Origin of the sequence: Stenotrophomonas sp. NPDC077420, assembly GCF_044543385.1 — a bacterium.
Taxonomy (GTDB): domain Bacteria; phylum Pseudomonadota; class Gammaproteobacteria; order Xanthomonadales; family Xanthomonadaceae; genus Stenotrophomonas.
In genome coordinates, this window is record NZ_JBITVZ010000006.1 from 178283 (window position 1) to 194317 (window position 16035).

A 16035-nucleotide genomic window follows, 5' to 3' on the forward strand; every position below is an offset into this window, starting at 1 on the left:
GAGTTACCGCGATGCTGCCCTTGGTCGCCCTGGTTGGACGGCCGAACGTCGGCAAGTCCACCATTTTCAATGCGCTGACCCGTACCCGTGACGCCCTGGTCCATGACCAGCCCGGCGTCACCCGGGACCGCAACTATGGTGTCTGCCGTCTGGACGAGGACAACCACTTCCTCGTCGTCGACACGGGCGGTATCTCGGAGGATGACGAAGGTCTGGCCGGCGCTACCGCTGACCAGGCCCGCGCTGCCGCGGGTGAAGCCGATCTGATCCTGTTCGTGGTCGATGCCCGTGACGGCACCTCCGCGCTGGATGACGAGATCCTGTCGTGGCTGCGCAAGCTGTCGCGGCCGACCCTGCTGCTGATCAACAAGATCGACGGCACCAACGAAGACACCGTGCGCGCGGAATTCGCCCGCTACGGGTTCAGCGAAATGCTGACCGTGTCCGCTGCCCACCGCCAGGGCCTGGACGACCTGCTTGAAGAAGTGGTCCAGCGCCTGCCTGAAGAGGGCAGCGGCGAGGAGATGGACAACGATCCGAACCGGATGCGGATTGCCTTCGTCGGCCGCCCCAACGTGGGCAAGTCGACGCTGGTCAACCGCATCCTGGGCGAGGAGCGGATGATCGCCTCGGAAGTGCCCGGCACCACCCGCGATTCGATCGCGGTGGACCTGGAGCGCGATGGCCGCGAGTACCGCCTGATCGACACCGCCGGCCTGCGTCGCCGGGGCCGGGTCGAAGAGGTGGTCGAGAAGTTCAGCGTCATCAAGACTCTGCAGGCGATCGAGCAGTGCCAGGTGGCCGTGCTGATGCTGGACGCCAGCGAAGGGGTGACCGACCAGGATGCGACCGTGCTGGGCGCGGTGCTGGACGCCGGTCGCGCCCTGGTGGTGGCGATCAACAAGTGGGACGGGCTGACCGACTACCAGCGCGAGCAGGCCGAAACGCTGGTGTCGCGCAAGCTGGGCTTCGTGCCGTTTGCGGAAACCGTGCGCATCTCGGCCAAGCATGGTTCGGGCCTGCGCGAGCTGTTCCGTGCGATCCACCAGGCACATGCCTCGGCCACGCACGAATTCAGCACCAGCGAAGTCAACAAGGCGCTGGAAATCGCTTACGAGACCAACCCGCCGCCGGCGATCCGCGGCCACGTCTCCAAGCTGCGCTACGTGCACCCGGGCGGCTCCAATCCGCCGACCTTCATCGTGCACGGTACGCGCCTGAAGGAACTGCCGGAGTCCTACAAGCGCTACCTGGAAAACTTCTTCCGCAAGCGGTTCAAGCTGATCGGCACCCCGGTGCAGTTCATCTTCCGTGAGGGTGCCAACCCGTACGAAGGCAAGAAGAACCAGCTGACCGATCGCCAGATCGCGAAGAAGAAGCGCCTGATCCGGCACGTCAAGGGCCGCTGAGGCCCGTGGCGTCCCGGCACGCCGGCACGCCGGCCCACGGTAGCGACACGCCACGCGTGTCCCAGGGGGTCCCAACCCGCCCATAATGGGCCATGACCGCCGTACCCGAACTCAGCCCCGAGCAGGCCCACCAACGCACCCTCCACGGCGCACTGCTGATCGACGTGCGTGAACCGCACGAGCGCGCCAGCGGGATGGCCGAAGGCGCAAGGGGAATCGCGCAGGGTGATCTCCAGAGCGAGGCCAGCGCGCAGCTCCCCGTGCTCGACCGCGAGATCCTGCTGATCTGCCAGAGCGGCAAACGCTCGCTGGACACTGCTGCGGTCCTGCGTGACCTCGGCTACACCCACATCGCTTCGGTCCACGGCGGCACCACCGCCTGGCGTGCCGCCGGGCTGCCGCTGGTGCAGCCGCTGCAGAGCGACGACGAACGCGACTTCACCGAACGCTACTCGCGCCACCTGCTGCTTCCGCAGGTGGGCGTGGCCGGCCAGCAGAAACTGCTCGATGCCCGCGTGCTGCTGCTCGGTGCGGGCGGCCTCGGCTCGCCCGCCGCGTTCTACCTGGCCGCGGCCGGGGTAGGGCACCTGCGCATCGCCGACGATGACGTGGTGGACCGCAGCAACCTGCACCGGCAGATCCTGCACACCGACGCCAGCGTCGGCCAGCCCAAGGTGCAGTCGGCACGCGAACGCCTGCTGGCGCTGAACCCGCGGCTGGACGTCGACGCGGTGCAGGCGCGGGTCACCTCGGACAACGTCGACGCGCTGCTCGATGGCGTGGACGTGGTGCTGGACGGTTCGGACAACTTCCCGCTGCGCTACCTGCTCAACGACGCCTGCATCCAGCACCGCCTTCCGCTGGTGTACGGCGCGGTGGAACGCTTCACCGGGCAGGTGTCGGTGTTCGATGCCGGTCGCCAGCGCGGCCAGGCCCCCTGCTACCGCTGCCTGTTCCCGGAACCGCCGCCGCCGGAGTTCGCGCCGAACTGCGCCGAGGCTGGCGTGTTGGGCGTGCTGCCGGGCATGGTCGGCCTGCTGCAGGCCACGGAAGTGCTGAAGGTGTTGCTGGACATCGGTGAGCCGCTGACGGGGCGCCTGTTGACCTTCGATGCACTGGCGATGCGTTTCCGTGAGATCCGGCTGGGGCCGGACCCGGCGTGTCCGCTATGCGCACCGGACCGGGCGTTCCCGGGCTACATCGATTACGCGGCGTTCTGCCGCACCGGCTGACGTCAGCCCATCGCGGTCGACGCTACGAAAGCGGGACGATCTGCGTGTTATATCGCCAGTTGTTCCATTGCTGGCACGAACTTGCGCACCTGCGTGCTATGTCCCTGCGTCAAGTTGTCCTATCGTGGGGGCTGATCGGAGTTGCAAGGAAAAACCGCATGGCGGTGGAAGCAGGTGCCAGTGAACTGGTAAAGGTGGTCGCCCTGCTGGGTGCGGCGGTGGTGATGGTGCCGCTGTTCCGACGCCTGGGGTTGGGCTCGGTGCTGGGCTACTTCGCGGCCGGGCTGGCGATCGGACCGTTCGGCTTCGGCTGGTTCTCCGACCCGCAGGCGATCCTGCATACGGCCGAGCTGGGCGTGGTGATGTTCCTGTTCGTGATCGGACTGGAAATGCGCCCGTCGCACCTGTGGAGCCTGCGCAGGGAAATCTTCGGCCTGGGCACGCTGCAGATCGTGGTGTGCGGCGCGGTGCTGACCGGGGTCTGCATGCTGTTCGGGTTCCCGTTGCCGGTAGCGTTCATCGGCGCTGCGGGTTTCGTGCTCACCTCCACCGCAGTGGTGATGCAGCTGCTGGCCGAGCGCGGGGACATCGCGCTGCCGTCGGGCCAGAAGATCGTCTCCATCCTGCTGTTCGAAGACCTGCTGATCGTGCCGCTGCTGGCCGTGGTGGCGTTCATGGCGCCGGTGCAGGCCGATGCCGGGGCAAGCTCGCGCTGGATCAGCGTGGCCATCGCCGCCGGCGCGATCATCGGGCTGGTGCTGGTCGGCCGCTTCCTGCTCAACCCGCTGTTCCGCATCCTGGCCGCGGCCAAGGCGCGCGAGGTGATGACCGCCGCCGCATTGCTGGTAGTGCTGGGCGCGGCACTGCTGATGCAGCTGGGTGGGCTGTCGATGGCAATGGGCGCGTTCCTGGCCGGCGTGCTGCTCAGCGAATCCACCTTCCGCCACCAGATCGAAGCGGACATCGAGCCGTTCCGCGGCATCCTGCTCGGGCTGTTCTTCCTCAGCGTGGGCATGGCGCTGGACCTGACCGTGGTGGCCAACAACTGGCCGCTGATCGTGTCCGGCGTGCTGGCGCTGATGCTGGCCAAGGCGGTATGCATCTACACCGTGGCGCGCATCCTGGGCAGCGACCACCGGCAGGCGCTGGATCGTGGCGTGGTGATGGCGCAGGGCGGCGAATTCGCGTTCGTGCTGTTCTCGGCGGCCGCTGCTGCCGGTGTCATCGGTATCGAGGTCAACGCCAACCTGACTGCCATCGTGGTGCTGTCGATGGCGCTCACCCCGCTGTTCGTGCTGCTGCATGACACGCTGATGCCGGCGCGCGAAGTGTCGCTGGAAGGCGTGGACACCGCCGAGGGCATGTCCGGCAGCGTGCTGATGATCGGCTTCGGTCGTTTCGGCCAGGTGGCCAGCCAGTCGCTGCTGGCCCGCGACGTGGACGTGACGATCATCGACAACGACGTGGACATGATCCACAACGCCGAGCGCTTCGGCTTCAAGATCTATTACGGCGACGGTACCCGCCTGGACGTGCTGCATGCCTCCGGCGCGGCTACCGCGCGTGCGATCGCGGTGTGCGTGAACAACGCGCAGGACGCCGACCGCATCGTCGAACTGGTCGCGCATGAATTCCCCCAGGCCAAGCTGCTGGTGCGTTCGTTCGACCGCGAGCATTCGCTGCGCCTGATCCATGCCGGGGTGGACTTCCAGATCCGCGAAACCTTCGAGTCGGCGCTGATGTTCGGCCAGGCCGCGCTGGTCGAGCTGGGCGCCGACGAGGACGATGCCCGCGATATCGCCGAGCAGATCCGCGAACGCGACGCCGAGCGTTTCGAGCTGGAAATGGCCGGTGGCGACCTGCGTGCCGGTGCGCACATGGTGTTCGGCAGCGCGCTGCCCGGCGTGCCCACGCCGACCCCGTTCACCGCACCCAAGCGCAAGGCCCGCACCCTCAACGCCGACGAAGTGCCGGAAGAAGAGGAATAGGGGACAATACCGTCCCCACCGCCCCACGCCCGCATTCGATGAACGATCCCGCCCCCCGCCATACCGCCCGCATCCTGGACGGACGCCGCATCGCCGAAGACCTGCTGGACAGCCTGAAGGTCCGTGTCGACGCCCGTCTGGCCGCAGGCGGCAGCCGCCCGGGGCTGGCCGTGGTGCTGGTGGGGGGCGATCCGGCCTCGACCGTGTACGTGCGCAACAAGCGCCGGGCGGCGGAAAAGGTCGGTATAGAAGCCTTCGATTACGACCTGCCGGCCGGAACCACCGAGGCCCAGCTGTTGACCCTGATCGACCAGCTCAATGCCGATCCGAAGATCCACGGCATCCTGGTCCAGTTGCCGCTGCCGGGCATCCCCGATGCCAGCCGCCTGATCCACCGCATCGACCCGCGCAAGGACGTGGACGGTTTCCACCCGGAAAACGTCGGCCACCTGGCGCTGCGTGAATTCGGCCTGCGCCCGTGCACCCCGCGCGGCATCACCACGCTGCTGGGCCATACCGACCAGCCGGTGCGTGGCCGCAATGCCACCATCGTGGGCGTGAGCAACCACGTGGGCCGACCGATGGGCCTGGAGCTGCTGATCGCCGGCTGCACCGTGACCAGCTGCCACAAGTTCACCCCCAAGGACGTGCTGGAGCAGTCGGTGCGCAACGCCGACATCCTGGTGGTGGCGGTGGGCCGCCCCGGCATCGTGCCGGGCGAGTGGGTCAAGCCGGGCGCGGTGGTGATCGACGTGGGCATCAACCGCCTGGACGACGGCCGCCTGGTCGGCGACGTAGGCTTTGAGGCGGCGGCCGAGCGCGCCAGCTGGATCACCCCGGTCCCGGGCGGGGTAGGGCCGATGACCGTGGCCACGCTGATGCAGAACACCATCGAGGCGGCCGAAGCGTCCTGACGCCGGACCCCGTGACGACCAACGGTCGTCACCTACCGAATCCACCCGCGCCGCCTGGTAGCGCACGACCGTTGGTCGTGCGGCCATCCCGGCCCGCACCGCCTGGTAGCGCACGACCGTTGGTCGTGCGGCCATCCCGGTCCGCACCGCCTGGTAGCGCACGACCGTTGGTCGTGCGGCCATCCCGGCCCGTACCGCCGGTAGCGCACGACCGTTGGTCGTGCGGCCATCCCGGCCCGCATCGCCGGTAGCGCACGACCGTTGGTCGTGCGGCCATCCCGGCCCGCCTCATCGGTAGCGCACGACCGTTGGTCGTGCGGCCCCGCCGGTCTCTCGCCGCATGAACAAACCGGCCGCCGCGCGACACAGCGTCGCATCCGGCCCCTGCCCATCGGGGCGAAATCAGGGTAAAATGTCGCGCTTCCCCACATCTCGGGTATGCCGATGCTGCGCATCCAGGCTGAAGCACTCACTTACGACGACGTCTCGCTCGTTCCCGCCCATTCCATCATCCTGCCCAAGGATGTGACCCTGGAAACGCGCCTCACGCGTGACCTGCGGTTGAAGTTGCCGATCCTGTCGGCCGCCATGGATACGGTCACCGAAGCCCGCCTGGCCATCGCCATGGCCCAGCTCGGCGGCATGGGCATCATCCACAAGAACCTGAGCGTGGACCAGCAGGCCGCCGAAGTGGCCAAGGTCAAGAAGTTCGAGGCCGGCGTCATCCGCGACCCGATCACGGTCGGCCCGGAAACCACCATCCGCGACGTGCTGGCGCTGACCCAGGCGCGCAACATCTCCGGCGTGCCGGTGGTGGATGGCGGCCAGCTGGTGGGCATCGTGACCCACCGCGACATGCGCTTTGAAACCGAGCTGGACGATCCGGTCCGCCACATCATGACCAAGAAGGATCGCCTGATCACGGTCAAGGAAGGCGCCGCGTCCGAGGAAGTGCTGCAGCTGCTGCACCGCAACCGCATCGAAAAGATCCTGGTGGTCAACGATGATTTCGCCCTGCGCGGCCTGATCACCGTCAAGGACATCCAGAAGAACACCGATTACCCGAACGCCGCCAAGGACGTCGCCACCCGCCTGCTGGTCGGTGCCGCCGTGGGCGTAGGCGGCGATACCGATCGCCGCGTCGAAGCGCTGGTCGCCGCCGGCGTGGACGTGCTGGTGGTGGACACCGCGCACGGCCACTCGCAGGGCGTGCTGGACCGCGTCAGCTGGGTCAAGAAGCACTTCCCGCAGGTGCAGGTCGTGGGTGGCAACATCTGCACCGGCGAAGCCGCGCTGGCGCTGCTGGACAGCGGCGCGGACGCGGTCAAGGTCGGCATCGGCCCGGGCTCGATCTGCACCACCCGCGTCGTCGCCGGTGTCGGCGTGCCGCAGATCACCGCGATCGACCTGGTGGCCGAAGCGCTGCAGGACCGCATCCCGCTGATCGCCGACGGTGGCATCCGCTACTCCGGCGACATCGGCAAAGCGCTGGCCGCCGGTGCATCGACCATCATGATCGGCGGCCTGCTGGCCGGTACCGAGGAATCGCCCGGTGAAACCGAGCTGTTCCAGGGCCGTTCGTACAAGAGCTACCGTGGCATGGGTTCGCTGGCGGCGATGGAGAAGGGGTCCAAGGACCGCTACTTCCAGGATGCTTCCAGCGCCGACAAGCTGGTGCCCGAAGGCATCGAAGGCCGCGTGCCGTACCGCGGCCCGGTCGGCGGCATCATCCACCAGCTGATGGGCGGCCTGCGCGCCACCATGGGCTATGTGGGCTGCGGCAACATCGAAGACATGCGCAGCAAGCCGAAGTTCGTCAAGATCAGCGGCGCCGGCCAACGTGAGAGCCACGTCCACGACGTGCAGATCACCAAAGAACCGCCGAACTACCGCGCCTGACGCGGCATGAGCGAAGAGGAACGAGGAAGCTGATTCCCGTTCCTCTTTCTCTATCTGCCGTGGGTTACCTGATTTTCGTTCCTCCGTTTTCCATCCAGCATTGCCGGGCGCCATGACCAACATCCATAACGACAAGATCCTCATCCTCGATTTCGGCGCGCAGTACACCCAGCTGATCGCGCGCCGCATCCGCGAGCTCGGCGTGTACTGCGAAATCTGGGCGTGGGACCACAACCCGGCGGACATCGCCGCGTTCGGCGCCAAGGGCATCATCCTGTCGGGTGGCCCCGAATCCACCACGCTGCCCGGCGCGCCGGCCGCGCCGCAGGAAGTGTTCGGCAGCGGGCTGCCGATCTTCGGCATCTGCTACGGCATGCAGACCCTGGCTGCCCAGCTCGGCGGCGCCACCGAAGCGGCCGACCAGCGCGAGTTCGGCCATGCCGAAGTCAACGTCGTGCACCCGGACGCGCTGTTCAAGGGCCTGAGCGACCACGGCGGCGAGCCGAAGTTGAACGTGTGGATGAGCCACGGCGACCACGTCTCGGTGGCGCCCCCGGGCTTCACCATCACCGCCACCACCGACCGCATTCCGGTGGCCGCGATGGCCAACGAGGAAAAGCGCTGGTACGGCGTGCAGTTCCACCCGGAAGTGACCCACACCCTGCAGGGCCAGGCGCTGCTGCGCCGCTTCGTGGTGGACGTGTGCGGCTGCCAGACCCTGTGGACCGCGGCCAACATCATCGACGACCAGATCGCGCGCGTGCGCGAGCAGGTGGGCGATGACGAAGTGATCCTGGGCCTGTCCGGCGGCGTCGATTCGTCGGTCGTGGCCGCGCTGCTGCACAAGGCGATCGGCGACAAGCTGACCTGCGTGTTCGTCGACACCGGCCTGCTGCGCTGGCAGGAAGGCGACCAGGTGATGGCGATGTTCGCCGAGCACATGGGCGTCAAGGTGATCCGCGTCAACGCCGCCGACCGCTACTTCGCCAAGCTGGAAGGCGTGAGCGACCCGGAAGCCAAGCGCAAGATCATCGGCAACCTGTTTGTGGACATCTTCGACGAAGAGTCCAACAAGCTCAGCAACGCCAAGTGGCTGGCGCAGGGCACCATCTACCCTGACGTGATCGAGTCGGCCGGCAGCAAGACCGGCAAGGCCCACGTGATCAAGAGCCACCACAACGTCGGCGGCCTGCCCGAGCACATGAAGCTGGGCCTGGTGGAACCGCTGCGCGAGCTGTTCAAGGACGAAGTGCGCCGCCTCGGCGTCGAACTCGGCCTGCCGCGCAGCATGGTTTACCGCCATCCGTTCCCGGGACCGGGCCTGGGCGTGCGCATCCTCGGCGAAGTGAAGCGCGAATACGCCGAACTGCTGGCCAAGGCCGATGCGATCTTCATCGACGAACTGCGCAAGGCCGACCTGTACGACAAGACCAGCCAGGCCTTCGCGGTGTTCCTGCCGGTGAAGTCGGTCGGCGTGGTCGGCGATGCCCGTGCGTACGAGTGGGTGATCGCGCTGCGCGCGGTGGAAACCATCGACTTCATGACCGCGCACTGGGCGCACCTGCCGTACGACTTCCTGGGCACGGTTAGCAACCGGATCATCAATGAACTGCGTGGCGTCTCGCGCGTGGTCTACGACATCTCCGGCAAGCCGCCGGCAACGATTGAGTGGGAGTGAATTGACGTCCTTCGAGGACTATCGCCAGCTATCGAAAAACTGACGTAACGTGTTGATTTAGAAGAAAATACGTCGCAACAGCTATCGGTAGCTATCGCCGGCCAGCAGAAAAAGTTGACGGTAGAGCTGACGGTAAAAATCGAGGCCGGATTAAGACACTCTCGTTCACTATTCAGACTTTTACCGTCTTTGACGGTAAAAGCCTTCTCGGGAAAGCTTGTTTCATGGGGCTTTCCGGGCATCAGCAGGTCTCCAGGTCCCTGACGGTAAAACCTGACGGTAAATCCGTCACATGCCGGAGGAAACCTCGATGCTGACCGACGCCGCACTACGTAATTTCAAGCCTAAGTCCAAGATTTATAAGACTTCTGACCGAGACGGGATGTACGTGACGGTATCGCCTGGCGGAACGATCACGTTCCGCTACGACTACCGGCTCCACGGCCGCCGCGAGACACTGACCCTCGGACGCTATGGCCCTGGTGGCATCTCGCTGGCAATGGCGCGCGAACTGCTGCTGGACGCGCGCAAAGCCGTTCTCAAGGGTGTCTCGCCCGCGCTGGAAAAGCAGCGTGAGAAACGCCGGGTGGTCGCCATCAAGACCTTCGGCGCGGCGATGGAGACGTGGCTGGCCAACGCAAGGCTGGCCGACAGCACCCGCGCCATGCGCAAGCACATCATCGACCGGGACATCCTGCCGGTCTTCCAGAATCGCCTGCTGACCGAAATCCAGGCCGAAGACCTGCGGGCCTTGTGCAACAAGGTCAAGGAGCGTGGGGCGCCGGCGACGGCGGTACAGATTCGGGACATCGTGAAGCAGGTCTACATCTACGCCATCGCCCACGGTGAGAAGGTGGATAACCCCGCCGACAGCGTGGGCGCGGCCTCGATCGCCACCTTTGTGCCGAAAGATCGTGCCTTGTCTCCGCTGGAGATCCGGTTGTTCATGCAGCAGATGGAATCGGTGGCGACCTATCCGACCATCAAGCTGGCGCTGCGCTTGATCCTGCTGACGCTGGTACGCAAGAGCGAACTGATCCACGCCACCTGGGATGAGGTCGATTTCGAGAGCAAGACCTGGACGATTCCTAAGCAGCGGATGAAGGGGCGCAACCCGCACATGGTCTATCTATCGCGCCAGACGCTCGACATCTTCGTGACGTTGCACGCCTGCGCGGCGGGATCAAGGTTCGTTTTTCCGTCTCGCTATGACGCAGAGCGGTGCATGTCCAACGCCACTTTGAATCGCGTCACGGGGCTCGTGGTGGAGGCGGCAAAGACCAAGGGACTGCCGCTGCAACCCTTCACCGTCCATGACCTGCGCCGGACCGGCTCGACGCTGTTGAACGAAATCGGCTTCAACCGAGACTGGATCGAGAAGTGCCTGGCGCACGAGGACGGGCGTTCCTCGCGCTCGGTTTACAACAAGGCCGAGTACGCCGAGCAGCGGCGCCACATGCTGCAAGAGTGGGCCAACCTCGTCGATGCCTGGGGCGGTGGGCAGACGTACGTGCCGAAGCTGTTACCGGCGAACGTGGTGGTGCCGGCGTTGAGCGCGATAGCCTGAAACAGTTGCTTGGTTGTCACTTGACAACCAAGCAACTCATCCCCATACTGGAGATCATTGATGGCTCGTTCCCCTCATCCGAAGAAAGATGTCGAGGAAGCTCTCAGGCATGCCGAAGGGCAGGGCTGGCGCGTCGAAGTCGGCGGCAGCCACGCTTGGGGGCGGATGTATTGCCCTTACAACGATGAAGAATGTCGCTGCGGCGAGTTCTGCATCACCAGCGTATGGAGCACGCCGAAAAATCCCGGCAACCACGCGCGCGCCTTGCGGCGCGTCGTGGACAACTGCATCACGCACCGGCCGCAGCGCGACGCTGATGATGGTGCCAAGGAGTAGCGCGATGGAATACACCTTCACCCTGAAATACCAGCTCGCCGACGACGACCGCGATACGGATGCACTGGTGGAGCGCCTGGGCGAAGCCGGCTGCGACGATGCCTTGATCGGCATTGGGCAGCCGGGTCGGTTGGCGCTAGAGTTCACCCGCGAGGCAGCGGATGCGGACGAGGCCGTGCGTAGCGCGCTGGCCGATGTGCGCGGCGCCGCGCCGACCGCGCGATTGATCGAAGTAGCGCCGGATCTGGTGGGTCTGACTGACGTGGCCGACATTGTTGGCGTGTCGCGGCAGAACATGCGCAAGCTGATGCTGGCGCATCCGGGCAGCTTTCCGGCGCCGGTGCATGAAGGCAGCGCGTCGATCTGGCATTTGGCGGACGTATTGGCGTGGTTGCAGGCCAAGGGCAGCTACTCGCTGGCCAAAGACGTGTTTGAGGTGGCGCGAGTGGCCTTGCAGGTCAACGTGGCGAAGGAGGGGCAGCGATTGCCGCGCTCGACATCCAAGGCACTGGAGGTTTTGATTGGATGAGCGCCGCTGCTTGGCCTTATGCCTCGCTCGAACCCGCCCGGACAGGGCGGGTTTTTCGTAAGTGGACATCCGGTTTCGATACGCCGGCGCGCGGAGCCTGCTTTCGTTCTTCGACCCAGGCTTCCACTTCTGCCAAGTCCCATACCACGCAGCGTGGCGTCAGGTTGAAGCGACGTGGGAACTCACCGCGACGCTCCATTTCGTAGATCGTCGTTTCGGCGAGGGGAACGATCTCCCGCAGTTCCTGCCGGCGAATGGTGCGACGGAAGGGAAGGACACTGCGCGTTGGAAATTGCGGCAAAGCCTCGTAGGCATCCGTGCCTGGCAAGGGGAGGCCGACATCGGTGCCGGCGGTATTGGGGGCTTGCGATAGCTGTTCCACCTCGGACTCCATGGTTCTGCTGCATGGAGACATGGTGAAGTTCAATACCTATCGGGACAACTTGCTGCGGCGTAGTGGAGCGGGTTCGATGTGGTACTTGGATGTTGCGTCCCGGCGTACCGCCGTCGGGTTCGCGGGCTGCGCCCCGCGCTTCGTGCCGAATCGCGGCCATCCGGCTTTGATCCCTGACGCCTTCGGCCCTGTTGGGCCTGCGCGCTGCGCTTGCTCAACGGCGGGTGTGTGCAGTGGGCGGGGTGTGGGCGGTCTTGCTGTTCCCTTCACCATATCACGGCGTTCTCGCCGTCAAGGGCGGCGCGCGCTTGTGCGCGCTTGCGTCCTGGCGGCCGTCTGCGACCCCTGACTGCTTGCGCTGCGCCGTGCTGGCGACGGTTCCGGGCAATTCCGCCCAAGCAACCGGAGCACGATCATGTCGCAACTGTCTTTTTCCTCGTTCGATACCTCACTGATGGTGCGTGATGCGCAGGGCCGCTACCTGCTGGCGACGACTGACCAGATTCTGGAGGCCGCGCGCCAGGCTATCGAGCACAAGATGCAGCGCGGTGCGTCATTCAGTTCGCCGGTGGCGGTCAAGGAGTACCTGCGCGCCAAGCTGGCTGGGTTCGAGCACGAGGTGTTCGCCGTGCTGTTCCTGGATACGCACCATTACTTGATCGAATATGCCGAGATGTTTCGAGGCACCATCGATAGCGCATCGGTGTATCCGCGCGAAGTGGTCAAGCAGGCGCTGCGGCTCAATGCGGCGGCGGTCATCGTTTCGCACAACCACCCGAGCGGGAATCCTGAGCCGAGCGCGGCCGACAGGGCACTGACCCAGCGGCTCAAGGAGGCGCTGGCACTTGTGGACGTTCGCATTCTGGATCACATCATCGTCGCGGGCGGCAACACCACATCATTCGCCGAACGCGGCCTGATCTGACCAAGGGGGCTTCGGCCCCCTTTTTGCTGCGTCCGGTGGCGCAACTCCGGCCCGCGCGGGTCTGCGCGGGCCTGCGCGCTTCGCTTGCCGAGAACCGGGGAACGTGAAGGTGCAAGGGAGGCGGTCTTGCTGTTCCCTTCATCGTGCCACGGCGTGCTCGCCGTCAAGGGCTGCGCGCCGATGGCGCTTGCGTCCTGGCGGCCGTCGTTGACCCCTGACTGCTTGCGCTGCGCCGTGCCCCGGAAGGGTCGGGCAACTCCGCCCGGCAACCTTTCAGGAGTTCACCATGAACAACGCACTCATCACTGACGAGCAGCGCGTCGTGCTGCTGGCCAATGGCTGCAAATCACTGGAGAACCCGGACTTCGATCCGGCGCCCGTGGTCAAGCTGTTCACGCCGGATGCCGGCGCGACCTGGCTGCTGACCGAGATTGATCCCGACGACCACGACCACGCCTTTGGTCTTTGCGACCTGGGCCTGGGGATGCCGGAAATCGGCTGGGTCAGCCTGGGCGAACTGGCGACCGTGCGCGGCGGGCTGGGCCTGCCAATCGAACGTGACCTGTCTTTCCGGGCCGAAAAGCGGTTGAGCGCCTATGCGCGTGATGCGCGCCTGGCTGGGCGAATCGTCCAATGATTTGCGCGGGGCGTCGCAAGAAGCCCCGTTCAAGGTCTCAGCAGATCCGGCAGGCAGTCGGCGAATGCCGGCTGGATCTTGCTCACCGGCTTGGCCACGGCTTCATCGCCGGTGAGGACAGCCATCGTCATGCCGGTCATGGTCGTCAGACCGTTCGAGCTGCGCAGCACTTGCAGCGCAAGATCGACCGGGAAGCCGTCGGCACTACGCCGCAGCGGATGAATGCCGCCATGCACGAATGAGTTCATGCCGTGCCAGGTCACATCCTTGAAGTGCGAGAGCATCTGGTGCGCGGCTGCCGGCACGCCTTGTCCGACTCGCTTGCCGATCTGCTCAATCATTTCGCTGGCGCCAGGCAAGTTCTTGGCTGCCTGTTCGCTCTGCTGCGTCAGTGGCGCCAGCAACTTGTCGATCGCTGTGTCGCTAGCTGCGTAGAGCAGCCAAATTGCCCGTGTCAGGGCCTCGAACTGCAGGCGCATGAGGCCGACGGCAGACGTGGGCAGTCGCAGCGACATCAACGCTCGCATTGCCGCCGCATGTTCCATAGCCACCAAGCACATGCCGAGGGCTGATTCGCCACGGGGCGATCCATCGAACTCGGCATTGCCCAGCAATTCATCCAGCCGTTCGTGCAAGGCATTGGAGCGGTGAAGCATGTGCTCCAAAGGATCGTCGTTGTTGAGGATGGTTTCTTCCATGGAGGGATGGTAGGACGGTCGTGCGTCCCCGGCCAAGCAGACATGGCCGGTCGCGCTGTCGTGCTTCGCATTGAACCGCCTGCGGCGTCTCGCCCCTGATGGGCTTCCATCGTTCCCTCGCTCCGCTCGGCTGACGCCGCCGGCCCTGATTCCTAGATCCGGGCCTGCGCGCTTCGCTTGCCGTGCGGTCGGCGTGTCGAGGGGCCGTTGCCATGTCCAGCCGTCTCCCCTGACTTCATCACCTTCACCGCGACTGTAGCCCGCGCCCGTGTGCCGTCAAGGCGCGCAGGGCCGTGTCCTCGGCTGCGCCTGCGGGCCGCACCAACCCTGCGCTTGCCTCCTTGACGGCACCCGTTCGCGCGCTCCTGACCGTCGCGGGCGATGAACTCAGGAAAGACGGTGGCAACAGGGCCAACCGGGTTCCTCGTGCCGACCGCACCGAACAGCCGAAAGGCTGGGCTTCCGAATCTAGGAATCCGGTGTGCGGTGTGAACAGCAAACCCTTTTTTCTTTGTCAGGAGAAATGCCATGCAACTCGCATCCCGCTTCGCTTCCCGTTCCCCGGTGCTGCGTTCGGAACGTCCCTTGTCCGACGACCAAATCCGGGCCGTGGCCCCGTCCATCTTCGCGGACGCCCCGCACGAAAGCCGCTCCGAGCGATACAGCTACATCCCCACCGCGACCGTGCTGCAAGAACTGCGCGGGGAAGGTTTCGAGCCTTTCATGGTGACGCAAACCCGCGTGCGCCACGACGACCGCCGCGACTACACCAAGCACATGATCCGGCTGCGCCACGCCAGCCAGATCAACGGCCGCGAGGCCAACGAAATCATCCTACTGAACTCCCATGACGGCACCAGCAGCTATCAGATGCTGGCCGGGATGTTTCGTTTCGTTTGCAGCAATGGCCTTGTCTGCGGCGATACCGTGGCCGACGTGCGCGTGCCTCACAAAGGCGACGTGGCTGGACAGGTGATCGAAGGCGCATACGAAGTCCTGCACGGCTTCGACCGGGCGCAGGAATCCCGCGATGCCATGCGCGCTATCACGCTGGACGCAGGGGAATCGGAAGTGTTCGCCCGCGCTGCGCTGGCGTTGAAGTACGACGAGAACAAGCCCGCGCCCATCACGGAATCGCAAATCCTGATGCCGCGCCGCCATGACGACGACCGCCGCGACCTGTGGAGTGTGTTCAACCGCACGCAGGAGAACTTGACCAAGGGCGGACTGTCCGGGCGAAGCGCCAACGGACGCCGCCAGCAAACCCGCCCCGTTCAAGGCATTGACCAAAACGTGCGCCTGAACCGCTCCCTGTGGCTGCTGGCCGATGGCCTGCGCCAGTTGAAAGCCTGAATCCCCACGCGGCAGGGGCAGGCAGCAGCCCTTGCCGCTTCTCTCGCTGCTGCATCCCTAACCGCAAGGAGTTATCACCATGAACGCCGTACTCAAAACCGAAACCGTCGCCATCGAAGCCGCCGCGCCGCTGGAAGCGGCAGACCCGACCAAGAACCTGATCTTGGTTCCGCTGTCGCAACTGTTGCCGCGCCGCTCCAGGCGCAACGTCCGCACGACCCCGCGCCAGTCCATCCCCGAACTGGCCGCGAGCATTGCCCGCATCGGCCTGCTGCAAAACCTGATCGTCATCCTTTCCGCGGACGGCGAGGCTTACGAGGTGGTGGCCGGTGATCGCCGCCTGACCGCCTTGAAGCTGCTGGCGAAGAAGAAGCGCATCCCCGCCGACTATGAAGTGCCGTGCCTGCTGGTGGCCGATGCGTCCGCCCGTACCGTCAGCCTCGCGGAGAACGTGCAGCGCGAGAACATGCACCCCG

15 protein-coding genes are annotated in these 16035 nt (G+C 65.5%); 13 read left to right on the forward strand and 2 right to left on the reverse strand.

Annotated elements, in window-relative coordinates; translation table 11 throughout:
• Positions 1-11 precede the first annotated feature (11 nt).
• The 9 genes from der to ACIGII_RS08645 all read left to right on the forward strand — a co-directional run bounded on the left by der (position 12) and on the right by ACIGII_RS08645 (position 11552).
• The gene (gene der, locus ACIGII_RS08605) at positions 12-1409 is read left to right on the forward strand and encodes a ribosome biogenesis GTPase Der (RefSeq protein ID WP_399636405.1); all 1398 of its coding nucleotides are present in this window, start codon (positions 12-14) and stop codon (positions 1407-1409) included.
• 92 nt (positions 1410-1501) lie between these two features.
• Positions 1502-2641 carry a molybdopterin-synthase adenylyltransferase MoeB gene (gene moeB, locus ACIGII_RS08610; RefSeq protein WP_399636402.1) on the forward strand — a complete coding sequence of 380 codons (1140 nt, stop codon included), beginning with the start codon at positions 1502-1504 and terminating at the stop codon, positions 2639-2641.
• Between the two features lie 158 nt (positions 2642-2799).
• The gene (locus tag ACIGII_RS08615) at positions 2800-4629 is read left to right on the forward strand and encodes a monovalent cation:proton antiporter-2 (CPA2) family protein (RefSeq protein WP_399636399.1); all 1830 of its coding nucleotides are present in this window, start codon (positions 2800-2802) and stop codon (positions 4627-4629) included.
• Positions 4630-4667: 38 nt separating this feature from the next.
• Positions 4668-5543 carry a bifunctional methylenetetrahydrofolate dehydrogenase/methenyltetrahydrofolate cyclohydrolase FolD gene (folD, locus tag ACIGII_RS08620; protein WP_399636396.1) on the forward strand — a complete coding sequence of 292 codons (876 nt, stop codon included), beginning with the start codon at positions 4668-4670 and terminating at the stop codon, positions 5541-5543.
• A gap of 444 nt (positions 5544-5987) precedes the next feature.
• Positions 5988-7442: an IMP dehydrogenase gene (gene guaB / locus ACIGII_RS08625; protein WP_399636393.1), complete on the forward strand. Its 1455-nt coding sequence runs from the start codon at positions 5988-5990 to the stop codon at positions 7440-7442.
• Between the two features lie 112 nt (positions 7443-7554).
• The gene (guaA, locus tag ACIGII_RS08630) at positions 7555-9120 is read left to right on the forward strand and encodes a glutamine-hydrolyzing GMP synthase (protein WP_399636391.1); all 1566 of its coding nucleotides are present in this window, start codon (positions 7555-7557) and stop codon (positions 9118-9120) included.
• Positions 9121-9430: 310 nt separating this feature from the next.
• The gene (locus tag ACIGII_RS08635; RefSeq protein ID WP_150359707.1) at positions 9431-10687 is read left to right on the forward strand and encodes a tyrosine-type recombinase/integrase; all 1257 of its coding nucleotides are present in this window, start codon (positions 9431-9433) and stop codon (positions 10685-10687) included.
• Positions 10688-10747: 60 nt separating this feature from the next.
• Positions 10748-11023, forward strand: coding sequence for a hypothetical protein (locus ACIGII_RS08640; protein ID WP_150359708.1), 276 nt, complete (start codon positions 10748-10750; stop codon positions 11021-11023).
• A gap of 4 nt (positions 11024-11027) precedes the next feature.
• Positions 11028-11552, forward strand: coding sequence for an AlpA family transcriptional regulator (locus ACIGII_RS08645; protein WP_154352383.1), 525 nt, complete (start codon positions 11028-11030; stop codon positions 11550-11552).
• Between the two features lie 16 nt (positions 11553-11568).
• On the opposite strand, the gene ACIGII_RS08650 is transcribed toward ACIGII_RS08645, so the two are convergent.
• Positions 11569-11946: a helix-turn-helix transcriptional regulator gene (locus ACIGII_RS08650; RefSeq protein WP_399636387.1), complete on the reverse strand. Its 378-nt coding sequence runs from the start codon at positions 11944-11946 to the stop codon at positions 11569-11571.
• 415 nt (positions 11947-12361) lie between these two features.
• Between ACIGII_RS08650 and radC the strand changes: the two genes are divergently transcribed.
• Both radC and ACIGII_RS08660 read left to right on the forward strand, forming a co-directional pair.
• Positions 12362-12871 carry a DNA repair protein RadC gene (radC, locus tag ACIGII_RS08655; RefSeq protein ID WP_154352384.1) on the forward strand — a complete coding sequence of 170 codons (510 nt, stop codon included), beginning with the start codon at positions 12362-12364 and terminating at the stop codon, positions 12869-12871.
• A gap of 286 nt (positions 12872-13157) precedes the next feature.
• Entirely contained in the window at positions 13158-13508 is a 351-nt protein-coding gene (locus tag ACIGII_RS08660) for a DUF2958 domain-containing protein (protein WP_154352385.1), read from the forward strand.
• Positions 13509-13537: 29 nt separating this feature from the next.
• On the opposite strand, the gene ACIGII_RS08665 is transcribed toward ACIGII_RS08660, so the two are convergent.
• Positions 13538-14206, reverse strand: a complete 669-nt coding sequence (locus ACIGII_RS08665) for a DUF6988 family protein (protein WP_154352386.1) — start codon at positions 14204-14206, stop codon at positions 13538-13540.
• Between the two features lie 528 nt (positions 14207-14734).
• Here ACIGII_RS08665 and ACIGII_RS08670 point away from each other — a divergent pair.
• Both ACIGII_RS08670 and ACIGII_RS08675 read left to right on the forward strand, forming a co-directional pair.
• Positions 14735-15559: a DUF932 domain-containing protein gene (locus tag ACIGII_RS08670; RefSeq protein ID WP_154352387.1), complete on the forward strand. Its 825-nt coding sequence runs from the start codon at positions 14735-14737 to the stop codon at positions 15557-15559.
• Positions 15560-15638: 79 nt separating this feature from the next.
• The coding region (locus ACIGII_RS08675) for a ParB/Srx family N-terminal domain-containing protein (RefSeq protein ID WP_399657489.1) at positions 15639-16035 on the forward strand (397 nt) is incomplete at its 3' end.

Bases quoted from the DNA above. Each gene is read 5' to 3' on its own strand.
- der (WP_399636405.1), top strand. From the start codon at position 12: ATGCTGCCCTTGGTCGCCCTGGTTGGACGGCCGAACGTCGGCAAGTCC.
- moeB (WP_399636402.1), top strand. From the start codon at position 1,502: ATGACCGCCGTACCCGAACTCAGCCCCGAGCAGGCCCACCAACGCACC.
- ACIGII_RS08615 (WP_399636399.1), top strand. From the start codon at position 2,800: ATGGCGGTGGAAGCAGGTGCCAGTGAACTGGTAAAGGTGGTCGCCCTG.
- folD (WP_399636396.1), top strand. From the start codon at position 4,668: ATGAACGATCCCGCCCCCCGCCATACCGCCCGCATCCTGGACGGACGC.
- guaB (WP_399636393.1), top strand. From the start codon at position 5,988: ATGCTGCGCATCCAGGCTGAAGCACTCACTTACGACGACGTCTCGCTC.
- guaA (WP_399636391.1), top strand. From the start codon at position 7,555: ATGACCAACATCCATAACGACAAGATCCTCATCCTCGATTTCGGCGCG.
- ACIGII_RS08635 (WP_150359707.1), top strand. From the start codon at position 9,431: ATGCTGACCGACGCCGCACTACGTAATTTCAAGCCTAAGTCCAAGATT.
- ACIGII_RS08640 (WP_150359708.1), top strand. From the start codon at position 10,748: ATGGCTCGTTCCCCTCATCCGAAGAAAGATGTCGAGGAAGCTCTCAGG.
- ACIGII_RS08645 (WP_154352383.1), top strand. From the start codon at position 11,028: ATGGAATACACCTTCACCCTGAAATACCAGCTCGCCGACGACGACCGC.
- ACIGII_RS08650 (WP_399636387.1), bottom strand. From the start codon at position 11,946: ATGGAGTCCGAGGTGGAACAGCTATCGCAAGCCCCCAATACCGCCGGC.
- radC (WP_154352384.1), top strand. From the start codon at position 12,362: ATGTCGCAACTGTCTTTTTCCTCGTTCGATACCTCACTGATGGTGCGT.
- ACIGII_RS08660 (WP_154352385.1), top strand. From the start codon at position 13,158: ATGAACAACGCACTCATCACTGACGAGCAGCGCGTCGTGCTGCTGGCC.
- ACIGII_RS08665 (WP_154352386.1), bottom strand. From the start codon at position 14,206: ATGGAAGAAACCATCCTCAACAACGACGATCCTTTGGAGCACATGCTT.
- ACIGII_RS08670 (WP_154352387.1), top strand. From the start codon at position 14,735: ATGCAACTCGCATCCCGCTTCGCTTCCCGTTCCCCGGTGCTGCGTTCG.